This is a genomic window from Lysinibacillus sp. RU7 (assembly GCF_057837305.1).
In genome coordinates this window covers 153,564-169,327 of record NZ_JBYQFK010000001.1, presented here as the reverse complement: position 1 = coordinate 169,327, position 15,764 = coordinate 153,564, and the positions used below count along the sequence as shown (strand labels likewise).

General features: G+C 39.0%; 15 protein-coding genes. 7 read left to right on the top strand and 8 right to left on the bottom strand.

Annotated features, from left to right (window positions below):
- Positions 1–45: 45 nt before the first annotated feature.
- The 3 genes from AC3II9_RS00790 to prsW form a co-directional block, all read right to left on the bottom strand.
- The gene (locus AC3II9_RS00790; RefSeq protein WP_489152590.1) at positions 46–1,296 is read right to left on the bottom strand and encodes a PepSY1/2 domain-containing protein; all 1,251 of its coding nucleotides are present in this window, start codon (positions 1,294–1,296) and stop codon (positions 46–48) included.
- Positions 1,297–1,305: 9 nt separating this feature from the next.
- Positions 1,306–2,067, bottom strand: a complete 762-nt coding sequence (gene sleB, locus AC3II9_RS00785; protein ID WP_489152765.1) for a spore cortex-lytic enzyme — start codon at positions 2,065–2,067, stop codon at positions 1,306–1,308.
- A gap of 98 nt (positions 2,068–2,165) precedes the next feature.
- A complete protein-coding gene (gene prsW / locus AC3II9_RS00780) occupies positions 2,166–2,840 on the bottom strand; it encodes a glutamic-type intramembrane protease PrsW (protein WP_489152589.1) in 675 nt (224 codons plus the stop codon).
- Between the two features lie 89 nt (positions 2,841–2,929).
- Here prsW and AC3II9_RS00775 point away from each other — a divergent pair, with 89 nt between their 5' ends.
- On the top strand, positions 2,930–3,898 hold the full coding sequence (locus AC3II9_RS00775) for an asparaginase (RefSeq protein WP_489152588.1): 969 nt from the start codon (positions 2,930–2,932) through the stop codon (positions 3,896–3,898).
- Between the two features lie 96 nt (positions 3,899–3,994).
- Here AC3II9_RS00775 and AC3II9_RS00770 read toward each other — a convergent pair whose 3' ends face one another.
- The gene (locus AC3II9_RS00770; protein ID WP_489152587.1) at positions 3,995–4,951 is read right to left on the bottom strand and encodes a YpdA family putative bacillithiol disulfide reductase; all 957 of its coding nucleotides are present in this window, start codon (positions 4,949–4,951) and stop codon (positions 3,995–3,997) included.
- A 299-nt stretch (positions 4,952–5,250) separates the two neighbouring features.
- Here AC3II9_RS00770 and AC3II9_RS00765 point away from each other — a divergent pair, with 299 nt between their 5' ends.
- The 4 genes from AC3II9_RS00765 to AC3II9_RS00750 are packed head-to-tail and all read left to right on the top strand — an operon-like array spanning position 5,251 to position 9,117.
- Positions 5,251–6,285 carry a sulfate ABC transporter substrate-binding protein gene (locus AC3II9_RS00765; RefSeq protein ID WP_489152586.1) on the top strand — a complete coding sequence of 345 codons (1,035 nt, stop codon included), beginning with the start codon at positions 5,251–5,253 and terminating at the stop codon, positions 6,283–6,285.
- Between the two features lie 50 nt (positions 6,286–6,335).
- A complete protein-coding gene (gene cysT / locus AC3II9_RS00760) occupies positions 6,336–7,166 on the top strand; it encodes a sulfate ABC transporter permease subunit CysT (protein ID WP_489152585.1) in 831 nt (276 codons plus the stop codon).
- 12 nt (positions 7,167–7,178) lie between these two features.
- Entirely contained in the window at positions 7,179–8,042 is an 864-nt protein-coding gene (cysW, locus tag AC3II9_RS00755) for a sulfate ABC transporter permease subunit CysW (RefSeq protein ID WP_489152584.1), read from the top strand.
- Position 8,043: 1 nt separating this feature from the next.
- Positions 8,044–9,117, top strand: coding sequence for a sulfate/molybdate ABC transporter ATP-binding protein (locus AC3II9_RS00750; protein ID WP_489152583.1), 1,074 nt, complete (start codon positions 8,044–8,046; stop codon positions 9,115–9,117).
- Positions 9,118–9,213: 96 nt separating this feature from the next.
- Here AC3II9_RS00750 and AC3II9_RS00745 read toward each other — a convergent pair whose 3' ends face one another.
- The 4 genes from AC3II9_RS00745 to AC3II9_RS00730 all read right to left on the bottom strand — a co-directional run bounded on the left by AC3II9_RS00745 (position 9,214) and on the right by AC3II9_RS00730 (position 13,282).
- The gene (locus AC3II9_RS00745) at positions 9,214–9,978 is read right to left on the bottom strand and encodes a metallophosphoesterase (protein ID WP_489152582.1); all 765 of its coding nucleotides are present in this window, start codon (positions 9,976–9,978) and stop codon (positions 9,214–9,216) included.
- 93 nt (positions 9,979–10,071) lie between these two features.
- On the bottom strand, positions 10,072–10,731 hold the full coding sequence (locus AC3II9_RS00740) for a LysM peptidoglycan-binding domain-containing protein (RefSeq protein ID WP_489152581.1): 660 nt from the start codon (positions 10,729–10,731) through the stop codon (positions 10,072–10,074).
- 76 nt (positions 10,732–10,807) lie between these two features.
- Positions 10,808–12,244, bottom strand: coding sequence for a RecQ family ATP-dependent DNA helicase (locus AC3II9_RS00735; RefSeq protein WP_489152580.1), 1,437 nt, complete (start codon positions 12,242–12,244; stop codon positions 10,808–10,810).
- A 3-nt stretch (positions 12,245–12,247) separates the two neighbouring features.
- Positions 12,248–13,282, bottom strand: a complete 1,035-nt coding sequence (locus tag AC3II9_RS00730) for a YpbB family protein (protein WP_489152579.1) — start codon at positions 13,280–13,282, stop codon at positions 12,248–12,250.
- Between the two features lie 615 nt (positions 13,283–13,897).
- On the opposite strand from AC3II9_RS00730, the gene AC3II9_RS00725 reads away from it, so the two are divergent.
- A complete protein-coding gene (locus AC3II9_RS00725) occupies positions 13,898–14,146 on the top strand; it encodes a ferredoxin (RefSeq protein ID WP_489152578.1) in 249 nt (82 codons plus the stop codon).
- A gap of 808 nt (positions 14,147–14,954) precedes the next feature.
- Complete coding sequence (fabI, locus tag AC3II9_RS00720) at positions 14,955–15,737, top strand: enoyl-ACP reductase FabI (protein WP_489152577.1); 783 nt, start codon at positions 14,955–14,957, stop codon at positions 15,735–15,737.
- The last annotated feature ends 27 nt before the right edge of the window (positions 15,738–15,764 follow it).

The following is a 15,764-nucleotide window of genomic DNA, read 5'->3' as shown; positions in this document are numbered from 1 at the left end:
TGGCACGAATTTGCATTTTTTTCTATAAGGGAAGATAGTGTTCCATTAGATTAATTTCTCTGTTTGGATAACATCATGTGTATTTGCATCGATTAATACACGGAATGTATCATTTGTATCATTATTCACCCGTACTGTCATTTCATAGCAAAGCACTAATTCATATCCTGCATTTTCTGTATAAACTAGTTTTGTATCCTCAACAGTCACTCGATCCGTAAAATATTCATCTGCATTCAAAGGAGTAGGCTTTGTATCTGGAATGGTTTCCTTTTGTATATATTCCATTGTGTTCGCCCCTAACACTTCGCCATTGTCTTTCGCAATTTTCAATTGGATACTATCTGGGTAGACAAGTGCATCGCCGGCTTGTCGTGTAAATACAAAATGCCATGCTTCATGATTTTCACGTACTTCCGTATAAACAACATCCGTAAACCCTGCTTGTTTCAAAAATTGTGTTGCCGTATCACGTGCTTGTTGTTGACTAATGCTTTGCTCATTCACTGGACGCTCTAATAAGAAAGACAGTAAATGCCCACCTTTTTTTGTTACATCCGCGTAACCAAGTCGAGAGCCTCGCACAAATTGAATATGATAGAACGGATAAGCAGCATCGTCTGCATTCATGGATACAGTAAGTGTTGCACCATCTATCGTTGGAAATAACTCCCGTACTCTATTTACCGCTTGTTCTTTTGTCACATCTTTATCTGTTATATGCGCCAGTTCGCGTTTTTTCTGATAATCTGACTCACTAGCGGTAATAGGGAAGTTCGCTTCACGATAACTTTTCACAGTAGTAGACACTTGCTTAAATGGCGAATTGACTTCATCCAGTACATGATCTTGCCATGTATTATAATCACTGTCTGCTGCAAAATAGCGAGCTGTTGCTACAGTCCAGTCTTCAGATAACATTTTCATATTTTGCGAAATACCTTCCCAATCGGCTTCAGTTCCTCGCTTCGCTTGCTCACCCATTTTACCTAAATAACTTAAAAGCTCACTTGCTACTTCCGATTGAATCGGCAGTTTAGTAATAGAATTACGTAACTCATTACTTAAACGCCAAATGGAATCCATTTCTTCTGAACGCGCTTGTTCATCTTGAAACAATTGTGCTTGCAGTACGGTCTTCGATAGGTTATTTAATTTTTCTGACGCACTTGCTAATTCACTTGTATATTGCGCATGGACCGCTTGTTTTAATTCCCCATTCTCTTGTGAAAGATGGATCGTATACAGCACTAAAGCAAAGGACAAAATGCCTAATAAATATAATGTATTTTTCATATTACACCTCTAATAGCAAAAAATATGTTCGCCGATTTGTTTGATTTGAGGCCGCGTCCAAATCCATGGGCTCGTCGCTGTCTCTGGGTTAAAATAATAAAGCGCATTTTCTGAAGGGTCCCACCCATTCATCGCATCTAACACTGCTTGTTTAGCCCGATCATTTGGCGTTAACCAAATTTGCCCATCCGCTACCGCTGTAAAGGCCCGTGGTTGGAAAATAATCTCTGAAATAGTGTTTGGAAATTCGTCTGATTCCAGCCTGTTTAAAATCACGGCCGCTACTGCAACCTGCCCCTCATACGGTTCACCACGGGCTTCACCATAAACAGCATTCGCCATGAGTTGTAAATCTTGCTCCGAGTATTTATTAGGCAATTGAATTTGACTGTTTTTCGTTCCTTGTTGCACTTGTTGCTCCAGTGGGATGCCACCATAATGGGTAAACCTCGTCCCTTTATTCATTTGTTCGCGAACAAACGCTTCATAATACTTCGAGTTATTTGTCAGTACTTTTTTTGTTTCTGAACCTGCAAGACCGTCTACTTTTAAACCGTAGTCTTGTTGGAAATTACGCAATGCCCAGTACGTACCATAGCCGAAAATCCCATCAATTTTCCCTTTATAGTACCCGATATATTGCAACCTCGCTTGCAATTCAGTGACATCATCACCAAACGCACCACGCTCTACAACTTGTGACGAAAAAGCATTCGTTTGTATCGGCACTACACCAAAACATAATATTAAAATGAACAACCATTTTTTCATCATCCATATATCACTCCTTTTCTAGGTAGGATGGAAAAGGAGAAACATTTTATACACAAAAAAAGCTTTTGCTAACGAATTTTGTTAACAAAAGCTAGTTACATCTTATTATTTTCATATAAATGCATCACTAAATGACGATGCGCCAATTTCACTTTTCTTAGACCAAACCACCATAAAAATAACATAAACGGCACTACTAGATACATAAGATTGCCTTTAAGCGTTAAAATTGTGTTATAACTAAAATGCAGTATCATAGGCGCTATAAGTGCAAGCAGTAAATATTCGATTTGCTTATCATCTTTTGAAAACTTACTTTTGCCAAAATAATAGCCCATCACAACACCGAATAGCGCATGGCTCGATACAGGTAGCAAGGCGCGAAGAAACGCTTTATCAATACCAAATGATAGTAAATATAAAATATTTTCTACTGTCGCAAACCCTAATGACACGGCAGCACCATATAATATACCATCATATGGATCGTCAAATTCCACATGGCGCAAAATAGCCGTAAAAATGACAAGCCATTTAAAAAACTCTTCAATTGCGCTTGTAAATACGACGGTTGTAAAAAATGAACTTGAAAACGTTTGTTCTTCCTCAAGTACAAATTGAATAAACATAATCGGGAATGTAATGAGCGCCCCGTATATAAATGAGTGTAGGAGTGTGCGTCTTGGTTCTGTAGACATTTGATTACGCAAATAAAAATAGCTCAGGAGTGCTAGACCTGGTGCAATCGCAGCCGATAACAATATGAACATATGTCACTACCTCCTTACATTCGAAACAAATTCATCTTTTCTATTATAACAAAAACAGTTGCAAGAAAGTGCAAACAGGAGGTTTTCTGATGAAAAAAAATATTTTATTAATTCATACAGGCGGGACCATTTCAATGCAAATGAGTCCAGAAGGTGCCGTCTTGCCAAACGAGCGAAATCCAATTGTTGACGCAAAGGAAACCCTATCAACCTACGCACATATCATCGAGATGGAAGCGTTTAATTTGCCGTCCCCACATATTACGCCTACTGAAATGTTGGCATTACGTAATTTAATTATAACACAAACACAGCTCTATAAAATCGACGGTGTTGTGATGACACATGGGACAGATACATTAGAAGAAACAGCATACTTTTTAGATTTAACGACGAATTTTGACTTTCCCATTGTCTTAACAGGAGCGATGCGTTCTTCTAATGAACTCGGGGCAGATGGTGTTTATAACTTATTAGAAGCCGTACGTGTCGCCTGTGATGAAAAGGCACGTAAAAAAGGTGTGCTCGTTGTTATGAATGACGAAATCCATCAAGCGTTTAATATTACGAAAACGTCAACCTCTAGCGTCAATACATTCCAAAGTCCACAATACGGTCCGATTGGATTAGTCACTAAAAAAGCGATTCATATCCAACAACAGCCTGTTAGAAGGCAATATGTACCACTAGAGGCTATGACAAAGCGTGTCGCGTTATTAAAGGTGTACGCTGGGATGGAAGCTGATCTTATTGAAGCGGTTCATACAGCAGGATACGATGGGTTAGTACTAGAAGGTTTAGGCCAAGGAAATGTGCCGCCAGCTGTGGCGAATACGATTAAAAAACTATTAGCACAGCAAATCCCAGTCGTCCTCGTTTCAAGATGCTTTAACGGAATCGCAGAAGGAATTTACGGATATGAAGGAGGCGGTAAACAATTAGAAGATGCTGGTGTCATTTTTGCAAACGGCATTAATGGACAAAAAGCCCGTTTGAAGCTCTTAATCGGCATCAATCAAGCCCATACACCAATTGACTTAAAACTCTTTTTCGCCTAAAACACGTTACGTTTTTGACGTCACTTTAACATAAAGGGGGGTGCTGAAAGTTTTTACTTTCAGCACCCCTTCAATCATTATCCATTAAGAACTTATTTATCCGTTAATTTTATGAGCAATGAGGTCACCATGGAAGCGACCATTTTCAATAAAGATTTCATTGGCATTGTTCCCTGCTGCAATGACGCCAGCAATAAACAAGTTCTCCACATTTGTTTCCATCGTTTCAGGGTTAAAATGCGGGCGTCCCGTTTTTTCATCGATGTTCACACCCATTTCACGAATAAAATCATGATCCGGATGATAGCCTGTCATCGCAAAGACAAAGTCATTTTTCACGATTTTCTTCTCACCTTGTACGTCAATGACGACCTTATCTTCGTAAATTTCTGTGACATGACTTTCAAAGTGCATTGTAATTTCCCCATTGCGAACACATGCATCAAACTCTGGCAAAATCCACGGTTTGACGCTAGGTGAATACTCACTCCCTCGGTACACAACCGTTACACGGGCACTTGCTTTATTCAACTCTAACGCAGCATCAACAGCTGAATTTTTGCCGCCAATTACGACAACATCCGTATCAAAAAATTCATGGGCTTCTTTGAAATAATGATGCACTTTCGGCAAATCCTCGCCTGGAATACCGATATAATTCGGATGATCGTAATAACCTGTCGCAATGACTACATAAGGTGTTTCATATTGCCCTTTTGTCGTAGAAACAATAAATTGGTCACCTTTTTTCTCTACACGGTTAACTTTTTCAAAGCGATTTACTTGGATATTTTTCGCTTTCACGACTTCACGATAATACACAAGCGCCTGATTTCGACGCGGCTTGCGTTCCTCTATAATAAATGGCACATCGCCAATTGCTAATTTTTCACTCGTACTAAAAAACGTTTGGTGTGTTGGGTAATTGTATAATGCATTTACAATATTCCCTTTTTCAATGACAATTGGCTTTAATCCTATTTTTTGGAGCTCAATCGCTGCCGATAATCCACATGGACCTCCCCCAACAATAATTGCATCTACCTTTTGCATAAGTAAACCCTTCTTTCTCAAAATCCAATTATGTTAAGTGTACCGCTTTTCTATGCAAATTTCGAGTTTATTCGAGATTTAAACAACAAATTCCATAGGACCATACACCTATTTATCATTTCCTTTTAATTCCTTGTTGACTTATAGGTTATATTTGTTTTAATGTGTTTATAAGCTTATTTGAGAAGCTAGCCTCAAGTAAGGAAAACAAAAAAATCGCTGATCAGACAACTGAAGGCAGTGTGAATGTTCTAAAACATTCACACTGCCTTTCTTATTTTCTTAAGGGAGTGGTATAGATGAAAAAGAAGAAAAATTGGTTATTAACTACATTGTTAGCAGGGGCTATTGCCGTATTAGCAGCTTGCGGGAGTGATAAAGCATCGAATAGTAGCAGTGAAGCAGTTGAAATATATAACGTCTCCTATGATCCAACTCGGGAGCTTTATGAAGAATTCAATGCGCAATTTACTAACTATTGGAAAGAAGAAACAGGTCAAGCTGTCACAATTCATCAATCACACGGCGGTTCTGGAAAACAAGGACGGGCTGTTATCGATGGCTTAGAGGCTGATGTTGTCACACTGGCCCTTGCCTATGATATTGATGAAATCTCACAAGCTCGCAATCTATTAGATAAAGATTGGCAAACACAATTTGAGCATAATTCAACTCCATACACGTCAACCATTGTTTTTTTAGTAAGGAAAGGAAATCCAAAGAACATTCAAGATTGGGATGACTTAGTAAAGGACGATGTATCTGTTATTACACCAAACCCAAAAACATCGGGTGGTGCTCGTTGGAATTACCTAGCTGCATGGGCTTTTGCAGCGAAACAATACGGAAAGGATGAAGCAAAAATTAAATCGTTTATCAAAGATTTATATAGCAATGTGGAAGTATTAGATTCTGGTGCACGTGGCTCTACGACAACATTTGTAGAACGCGGTATTGGAGATGTATTAATCGCTTGGGAAAACGAAGCCTATTTGTCACTGAATGAATTAGGGGATGATGAATTTGAAATTGTAACACCTTCTTTAAGTATTTTAGCGGAGCCGCCTGTTGCCATAGTTGATGAAATCGTAGACAAAAAAGGCACAAGAGAAGTGGCAGAAGCTTATCTTGAATACCTATACACAGATATCGGGCAAGAAATCGCTGCTACTAATTACTACCGCCCACGCAATGAAGAAATTTTAGCGAAATATGCCAATCAATTCCCTACACTAGAATTAGTGTCTATTGAAGATTTTGGAGGCTGGCAAGAAGCACAAGGGACACACTTTAGCGATGGCGGCACATTTGACGAAATTTATGAACAACAATAAAAACAAGCGTAAAAAGATAAACATTTATCTTTTTACGCTTATCTAAGGAGGTGTACGGATTGAAGAAAAAAAATTATTCGATTATCCCTGGATTCTCTCTATCTTTAGGGTATACATTGCTCTACATAAGCATTTTAGTGTTGCTACCCATTTCTATGATATTTTTGAACACCTTATCGATGAGCTGGACAGCGTTTTGGGATACAATTACCCATCCACGTGTTGTCGCCTCTTATAAACTCAGCTTCAGCACTGCACTGGTAGCGGGGCTAATGAATGTAATATTCGGCACGATGCTTGCTTGGGTATTAGTTCGCTACCACTTCCCAATGAAGCGATTAATTGATGGACTTGTAGATTTACCATTTGCTTTACCAACAGCTGTAGCTGGGATTGCATTAACAACACTTTACGCACCGAATGGTTGGCTTGGTCAGTTCTTTAGCTTTAAAATCGCTTTTACACCGATTGGCATTATGATCGCCCTTACATTTATCGGTTTACCTTTTGTCGTGCGGACTGTACAGCCTGTATTGCAAAATCTTAGTACTGAAATGGAGGAGGCATCCGCTAGTTTAGGGGCAAACCGTCTTCAAACGTTTATAAAAGTTATTTTTCCTGAATTGGTGCCTGCCATTTTAACAGGGTTTTCACTCGCCTTTGCACGAGCGCTAGGCGAGTATGGATCCGTTGTCTTTATCGCTGGGAATATGCCAATGAAAACAGAAATTACACCGCTCATCATTATGACAAAACTAGAACAGTACGATTATGTCGGAGCTACTGCTATTGCCACGGTCATGCTCATTATCTCATTTTTACTATTACTGTTAATTAACATGATTCAATGGTATACAAATCGAAAATTCTTACCGAGTTAGGGAGGGCATAAAATGGCTACATACCAAAATACACTACAAACAAAATCGCGCTCCTCTATTGAAGAGCCTTGGCTTGTACGGATAGCCTTATTGACAATGTCATTATTATTTTTAGCTATCTTCCTTGTACTACCTCTTATTTCTATTTTTATTACCGCTTTTCAAAAAGGATGGGAGACATATATCGCCTCCATCACACATCCTGACGCATTAGCAGCAATAAAACTAACGTTACTCGTCACGGTGATTGTCGTCCCTCTAAACACCCTTTTCGGAATCGCTGCTGCTTGGTGTATTACGAAATTTTCGTTTAAAGGAAAAAATGTATTCATTACATTGATTGATTTACCGTTTGCTATCTCTCCAGTTATTGCTGGGTTAACGTTTATTTTATTGTTTGGGGCGCAAGGATTATTTGGCGAATGGTTAATGACCCATGATATTAAAGTTGTATTTGCACTACCTGGAATTGTCCTTGCTACATTATTCGTTACCGTGCCTTTTGTTGCACGCGAGCTGATTCCCCTTATGCAAACGCAAGGGATTACAGATGAAGAAGCATCTATTTCTCTTGGTGCAAGCGGATTAAAAACATTTTTCTACGTCACATTACCCAACATTAAATGGGGCTTATTATATGGACTTATTTTATGTAATGCGCGCGCTATTGGAGAATTTGGTGCTGTGTCAGTTGTTTCCGGTCATATTCGAGGACTGACAAATACGATGCCTTTGCATATTGAGATTTTATACAATGAATATCAATTTTCAGCAGCATTCGCAGTTGCCTCACTTATGTCCATTTTAGCAATTTTTACAATCATCTTAAAAAATTTAATTGAGTGGAAATCTGGATTACGAGGGGGAGGTCATTAAAATGAGTATTTCAATTCAAAATGTCTCGAAATCTTTTGGTAGTTTTCAAGCTTTACAAAATATTTCACTCGACATCGCTTCAGGCGAACTTATTGCATTGCTTGGGCCTTCTGGTTCTGGGAAAACATCCTTATTGCGAATTATTGCAGGTTTAGAAGGGCTAGATGAAGGCGTTATTTTATTTGATGGACATAATATTACAAACGTGAATCCGAAAGAGCGAAATGTTGGCTTTGTATTCCAGCATTATGCGCTATTTCGCCATATGACCGTATTTGATAATGTAGCATACGGTTTAAAAGTACGACCACGTAACACTCGCCCTTCAAAAGAAGTAATAAAGCAAAAGGTTTATGATTTGTTGCGCCTAGTAAAACTCGAAAACTTTGCTGATCGTTATCCATCTCAACTCTCAGGGGGTCAACGCCAACGTGTTGCGTTAGCCCGTGCTTTAGCCGTAGAACCGAAAGTCTTATTACTGGATGAACCATTTGGTGCGCTGGATGCAAAAGTACGAAAAGAACTTCGTCGATGGCTACGCAAGTTACACGATGAGTATCATGTTACAAGTATTTTCGTCACACATGATCAGGAAGAAGCACTAGATGTAGCAGATCGTATTATTGTCATGAACGGGGGGGAAATTGAACAAATTGGTAGTCCAGAAGAGGTTTATGATCATCCAGCTAGCCCATTTGTTTATGATTTCTTAGGAAATGTGAATTTATTTAGAGGACGCCTACATAATGGCAAGCTAACACATGGGCCATTTGAAATTCATCTTTCCGAAGAATTACATGGTGCCACATATGATGAGGCTGTCGGTTATGTACGACCACATGATATAGCGATTGAAAAAGAAAAAGCAGATCATACTGTCCCAGCGCTCATCACACATATCCACCTTGTAGGTCCAACCGTACAAGTGGAATTAAAACGACTAGATAGCGACGAATATTTAGAAGCAGCACTACCAAAGGAACAATATCACCTATTAGCAATAAAAAAAGGGGATACGGTCTATGTTCGACCAAAACAATTAAAAGTCTTTGTTCCAGAGGATTTCTCTATTTGATTTTTTTTCAATAACGCTCCATTACTAAATACACCTCGCGCCCCAATAGCGCGAGGTGTATTTTATATTCGTTTCCTTGTATACTTATCACCCATATCAGCTACGAGTAGCTTTTTGACATGTGATCGTAATAATATGGCATTCTGGTTTGGCCATCAAACGAAGTGGGAAAAGCGTTGTCCCGTACCCGTTACTTACTAAAGTAGGTACACCTTTTCGTATGGAAAAGGAGCCGTGCGGATGCACACTAAATGGACCTAATCGAATTTGCCCACCGTGTAAATGTCCCCCCATCATTAATGTCGGTTTATGCAACGGATAGGCTTTATAAAAAACTTGAGGATTATGTGAAACAAACAGCGTAATATCCCCATCCTGACATTTTTCAAGTGCCTTTTCAAAGCTATAAGCGCGTGTCGATGTATCGTCAATTGCGCTAATCCATGTCGGATTTGCCCTGTTTGGCAACAAGACCGCATCATTTTCTACAATGGTTACATCATACTGAGCCAATAATGCTCGCAACTGTTCTTCTCCTACTTCTCGGTCGTTATTCCCCCAAATAAAATAGATGGGTCCAAGCTTCCTAAGCTTTTGTAAGTTTTCTTTTATCTGCTTGAATGGCACACGTTTATCTGCAAAATCTCCACCGATAATCACAGCTTCTACCAGCTTTATTTGTTGCAGCATATGCGTGGAAATCCGCCGATTGTGGACATCCGAAATAAAGAACACCGCAAATTGATCTTCATTCCCCGTAGCTTGCACCGCATGTGTGCGAATATTATTTTCATGTGCTTCTTTCACCATATAGAGCACAAACAGAAGCAAGATGCAAAATACGCCATACATCCAGATCATCTAGCTTCCTCCCATTCATTAGAAAAAGACGACTCCACGTGCATGGGTCCGTCTTTTTCCATATTGTACTTTATGTACACATATCATATTATTTTACGGTAAAACAAGTGTTTGTCCAACATAAATGGATTCTGAATTTAAACCGTTTGCTTGTTTGATTTTTTCTACTGCACTTGGGTCATTATAATAATTCATCGCGATACGGTATAACGTCTCATTTGATTGGACTGTATGCGTTTTTTTCGATTTCGCCGCTTCCTTGGCTTGACGCTTCGCCTCTTCTTCGGCTTTCTTTTTTGCTTCTTCCTTTGCCTTTTGCTCAGCTGCTGCTTTTTCTTGCGCCGCTTTTGTTGCCTCAGCCGCCGCTGCTGCTTGAGCTGCTGCTAATTCTTTTTTCTGTTCTTCCGATACATCATCTAGCTTTTCAGAAGTTGCTTTCCCGTCTTTTTTCTCGTCTTCATCTTCCTCATCATCTGCTGCTTCAGCTACTACGGGCGGTTCATTTTTTTCTACTTGTACAACATCATTTGTTTGCTCTACTGTTTCTACTGGACTAGTAGGTTCATAAATAAATTGCGTATAAATAAGCACTAATAACGGAATAAATATGAAGATGACAAGTAAAGTAGGCATAAGTGGGCTTTTACGCTTTTTTATTTTACCTGTTGAGCGAGACATTCTAGATTTAGTCGTTTCAAGCTCAATTTCTTGACGATCTTCTTCGATTTTTTCGCGATAGTCTTCTTTCGTCATTTGCATACCCTCCAAACTTCGCTATCTATTTCATATTATGACGAAATTTACGAGAAAAGTAAACGGTCGAAATGGTTCAGTTACGCCCAAACAACAATTTTCGCAAACGTTCTTCCCACTGCATTGTTTTTTGCGGTTGAAGCAATTCACGAGATTCCGTTACATCGCCGATATGAAAGCCACAATTGCTACAGCAAATGGTGTGTACGGCAGTCAGTTTTTGTCCAAAATACTGCACGAGCTGCCGACGCATACAGTTCGATGTATCAATGATTTGAAGCATTTCTTGTACCGCCTGATATTTTGCAGCTTCCATTTGAGTTAGTCGTTTTTTGACCGCTTGCGGTGCTTCCTGCTGTATCCAATACGCCAACACTCGGTAAGCCGTTTCAGATATCTCCCCTGTTTCGAGCATCACTTTCGGATTTTGTTGCAGCTGTAGACGTTGGACATAGGCATCTACATGGGCAGATTTTGGTAAGTCTTCAATCGATACATAGTGCGCGTAATGCTCGTCCCCTTCTGCATAGAGTAAGATGGCTAACGCGTCTTCCCCATCGCGTCCTGCGCGTCCTATTTCTTGCATATAGTTCGATACATTGGCTGGCATAGACTCATGAATCACTTGTCGAATATTGTGCTTATGTACCCCCATGCCAAATGCATTGGTCGCTACAATCCATTCGACATCCCCTTGAATAAACTGTTGCTGAATAAATTGCCGATCCTCCGCTTCTTTTCCAGCGTGGTAGCTTACTGCAGAAATGCCTCGCTCAATTAACAATTGACTGAATTCATCACATTTTTTACGTGATGGCATATAAATAATACCCGGACCTTTCGTACTTGTGACGTGCTGTAAAATCCAATGTTGCTTCTCTTCTTTTAGAGAAAATGTATATTTGGCCAGTTTAATATTTTCTCGGTCTACATGATGAATAAATTGATACGGCTCTTTCATGTGTAAATACGTTTGAATATCGGCTAATACCGAATCCGTCGCTGTTGCTGTTAATGCTAAAATCGGTGGACGATTAGTCTGTAAAATTTCGCCTATACGTAAGTAATCTGGTCTAAAGTCAAACCCCCATTGCGAGATACAATGTGCCTCATCCGCTACAATAAGCGACAACTCCATCTCCATTAAACGTTCACGAACGGGCTGCTGCGTGAGCATTTCAGGGGATGTAAAAATAAAACGATATTCATGTAAAAAATGGAGTGCATATGCCTTTTCATTCGGTGATAGGAAAGAATTTAACGCCACAACCCGCTTTTCACCGCGTTGCTTTAACTGATCGACTTGGTCCTGCATTAAAGAAAGTAGCGGTGACACAATAAGCACTGGTTTTTCAAACATATAGCCTGGTAGCTGGTAACATAAAGATTTCCCCATCCCTGTCGGTAACAAGGCGATACAGTCACGTCCTTTGAGTAACTGCTCAATAATTTCCTTCTGTCCAGGTCGAAATGTATCGTAGCCAAAAACTTGTTGTAATGTTTGTTCTAACACACACTACACCTCCCCTTTCGCAAGGACTAAGCGAATTTGAAAATACGTTAAATGTGGCAGGACGGTATGTAATACTTTTAGCTTTCGTGTCGCATAGTCTTCTGCCGCGCTATGCACTTGTTGTTGCTCTTCACTCGTGACAAATGGCGTAATATCAAACGTTGGCTCATTCATCGCTAATTCAACTAAATGATCCTCAATGGTACTCGGTTTTAAACGTCTCATTCCACAAATTTGCTCTACAGAATAGCCCTGCTGATAGAGCTGTGCCGTTTGATACGCGGAACCAGTCAATACATTTTCAATGCGAATCTGTTCTGCCAGTTTCAATAAATATGGCCAGCGCGTTCCATCACGATTGATTGCATCAAGCCAGCGTTGAAGTCCACTTACAAATTGCAATTGACAATCTAACTCGGGCATCTGATATTCAAAGCTCAGTTGCTGCCACGGTATACCGATTACCCCAACACCTGTTAAGCGATTCATCAATAACTCCTTCTGTAAAGTTGGCATCGCTGATTGCTCTAAGCTACTGATGATTTCTTCATAAAGAGGCTGCTGAATGGCATTTGACTGATACTTAGTGTCCCGTAAAAATTGACGACACCATGCTTGAATTTGTTCCTCTCGCTGTACAGGTATAAAAGCGTGAATACCTGCAGATTGGTTGGACAAGCTTTGGACAACGAGCGATAGCCGCGCAAAAAAAATATGCTCATTTCCGCGGTAATGCCAGCCGTCAAAGTACGGAAGCTGTAATTGACTTGCCTGTTCCTCACCTGTTGCCGTTAACGTAAAATAGTCATTTTCGTCTACCGTTATATAATCGTTATCTCGTAATGTCTGCACCGCTTGCTCAAATGTTTGACGAGATAGCTTTCTTAACAAACCAAAATGCGGATACAGTTTAAAAATACCGACATCTTGAATCGTCTGACCCGAACGTTTTCCACGAAGCAAATGGTAGGCTGCATTGATCGTCCGTTCGTTATTCAATTTATGAAAAATATGCAAAAGAATTTGTTGTAAAATCAAAGCAAATCCCTCATTTTCGTAATGTATTGTTAAAAAGTATAACCGAATCATGCAAAAAAGCCTATTATATCAAGGATATTAAGGCTTTTTTATAGCAATTACAGTAATAATCACTATGGCTAATTTTATCAACAGTATAAAAGCATACATGCTAAAAGAAATGATTACTGGTAATAGGACTAACCACCAAGACCACGCAATCACTCCTGTTAGCTTTAATATAATGAATACAACCGTAACTATTTCAGCTATCCCATGTGATCACCTCAGCTACATTATAGTATAAAAACGACTTACTATTAGGTACAGGTTTCTTACTGTTTATTCCTATATTAATACATGTAATTTTTTTGTACCTCTCATCGCATAATATATCATTGGACGCTAGTATACGCTTGTTGAAGACAGGGCTCGAAATATATTTTTTTGAACACGGGTAATATGTTATAATGAAGCCCATTGACATCTGTCAATTGACAAAACCTTTATTTCACAAGGTTTTCACATCTCATACATTTGTATGAAATTCATGTTTTCACTGTTGAAAAGTATAGTAAACACCTTTAGAATAAGAAAGAAGCTTACGGAAGAGCAATGACAAAAGGAGAGGTAACAATGCCGAAATATACAATTGTAGATAAAGATACTTGTATCGCATGTGGCGCATGTGGCGCTGCTGCACCAGATATTTATGATTACGATGACGAAGGAATTGCTTTCGTTATTTTAGATGATAACATGGGTACTACAGAAGTGCCTGAAGACTTATTAGAAGATTTACAAGACGCTTTTGAAGGTTGCCCTACTGATTCCATTAAAGTAGCAGAAGAATCATTCGATGGCGATGCATTAAAATACGAATAGTATGCAAATTTAATTATAAAGATGTGCGAATCCCGCACATCTTTTTTTATAGATAAATATACGTTCATGCTACGCCGACATCCATAGCGGGCAACTATTCTAATTATGCTGCAGTTGAGACCACTCCTTTTAATACTTAGTCGTACTAAAAATTACAGTGAAATGAAAAGTAAGCACCTCTATTTTTACTTCCCGCAATTAAAATCGATTATTTTTAATGCCTAGTTGATGTCACATAGCGAAATCGAGATACAACTTAATTTAAAATAAGTGTCAAACCGGGACCATTTACCTAAATGGCATTTATCCTTAATTAAGTCGTATATCAAAATCGACAGTTGAAGATTTTGTTGTTTTTTAAATTGTGCAGCTAATTTTCTTATTAAAAAATTCTACAGCACTGTTTATTATTATCATGATAGAAAGAAATGTATTATTTTTATAGTTGCCCACAACCTAAAGACATGTATCCACCAGTTTGGATAGACGGTATATTTTTCGAAAAAAAGCATCATTCTTTTCATTTTTTAGCTAAAACGATGCTTTTTTCCTCTCGCTACATAAGCCCTCTTTTTAGTAATTTTCCCTCTTTTTTATCACAACAGCTATTCCTATCGGGGGATATTTTGAATAAAATCGTTCCTTTTTCAGCTAAAATGCACGTAAATAAGCTCCTATACATAAGGAGAGGACATCCAATGGCGCTATTTTAATGCGAGTTGCATTTTCTAATTGCCACCATAATTATTTAATGTTATAGTTAGTTTTAGTAGTTGGTACTAATAATAGACCGTATTGATAAAGGGGTATGAGCATGGATCTTTTACAATTAACTAATAAAAACATCGTCGTAATGGGCGTGGCAAATGAACGAAGCATCGCTTGGGGCGTCGCAAAACGATTATTGGAAATTGGCGCAAACGTTATTTTCACATATCGCAAAGATCGTTCAAAAGGGAAAATTGAAAAGCTTTTAACAGATTATAGCGATAAAAAAACAGCAGTCATTGAATGCGATGTCAATAATGATGAGTCAATCGCAAAAGCATTCGAACAAATCGGTACAGAGTTTGGTTCCATTCACGGAATTGTTCACTCAGTAGCATTTGCACATGCAGAAGATTTAAAAAATCGCTTCGTTGAAACAACGCGAGAAGGCTATGCATTTGCACAAGATACAAGTGCTTATTCGTTAGTAGCCGTAAGTAAAGCAGCGAAACCTTACTTAGCAGAAGGCGCTTCTATCGTGACAATGAGTTACTTAGGCGCTGAGCGTGTACTAGACGGCTATAATGTGATGGGTGTAGCAAAAGCAGCACTTGAAGCAGCTATGCGCTATTTAGCAGCAGATCTTGGCCGTGATGGTATTCGTGTCAATGCGATTTCAGCAGGTGCCATTCGCACACTAGCAGCAAAAGGTGTTCCAAGCTTCAATCAAATCTTACACAAAATTGAAGAAACATCTCCTCTAAAACGCAACACAAATCAAGAAGAAGTTGCGGATATGACAATTGGTATGTTAAGCCAGTTATCACGCGGTGTAACAGGTGAAACAATTTATGTAGACTGTGGTTATAATATTATGGGATAAAGCGAAAGGACTGAGCCATCACATTGT

What these genes read in the sequence shown, in the direction of transcription:
- AC3II9_RS00740 (WP_489152581.1), bottom strand. Translation starts at nt 10,731, where the DNA reads ATGACGAAAGAAGACTATCGCGAAAAAATCGAAGAAGATCGTCAAGAA.
- AC3II9_RS00770 (WP_489152587.1), bottom strand. Translation starts at nt 4,951, where the DNA reads ATGCAAAAGGTAGATGCAATTATTGTTGGGGGAGGTCCATGTGGATTA.
- AC3II9_RS00725 (WP_489152578.1), top strand. Translation starts at nt 13,898, where the DNA reads ATGCCGAAATATACAATTGTAGATAAAGATACTTGTATCGCATGTGGC.
- sleB (WP_489152765.1), bottom strand. Translation starts at nt 2,067, where the DNA reads ATGAAAAAATGGTTGTTCATTTTAATATTATGTTTTGGTGTAGTGCCG.
- AC3II9_RS00765 (WP_489152586.1), top strand. Translation starts at nt 5,251, where the DNA reads ATGAAAAAGAAGAAAAATTGGTTATTAACTACATTGTTAGCAGGGGCT.
- fabI (WP_489152577.1), top strand. Translation starts at nt 14,955, where the DNA reads ATGAGCATGGATCTTTTACAATTAACTAATAAAAACATCGTCGTAATG.
- AC3II9_RS00745 (WP_489152582.1), bottom strand. Translation starts at nt 9,978, where the DNA reads ATGATCTGGATGTATGGCGTATTTTGCATCTTGCTTCTGTTTGTGCTC.
- AC3II9_RS00750 (WP_489152583.1), top strand. Translation starts at nt 8,044, where the DNA reads ATGAGTATTTCAATTCAAAATGTCTCGAAATCTTTTGGTAGTTTTCAA.
- AC3II9_RS00790 (WP_489152590.1), bottom strand. Translation starts at nt 1,296, where the DNA reads ATGAAAAATACATTATATTTATTAGGCATTTTGTCCTTTGCTTTAGTG.
- AC3II9_RS00775 (WP_489152588.1), top strand. Translation starts at nt 2,930, where the DNA reads ATGAAAAAAAATATTTTATTAATTCATACAGGCGGGACCATTTCAATG.
- cysW (WP_489152584.1), top strand. Translation starts at nt 7,179, where the DNA reads ATGGCTACATACCAAAATACACTACAAACAAAATCGCGCTCCTCTATT.
- prsW (WP_489152589.1), bottom strand. Translation starts at nt 2,840, where the DNA reads ATGTTCATATTGTTATCGGCTGCGATTGCACCAGGTCTAGCACTCCTG.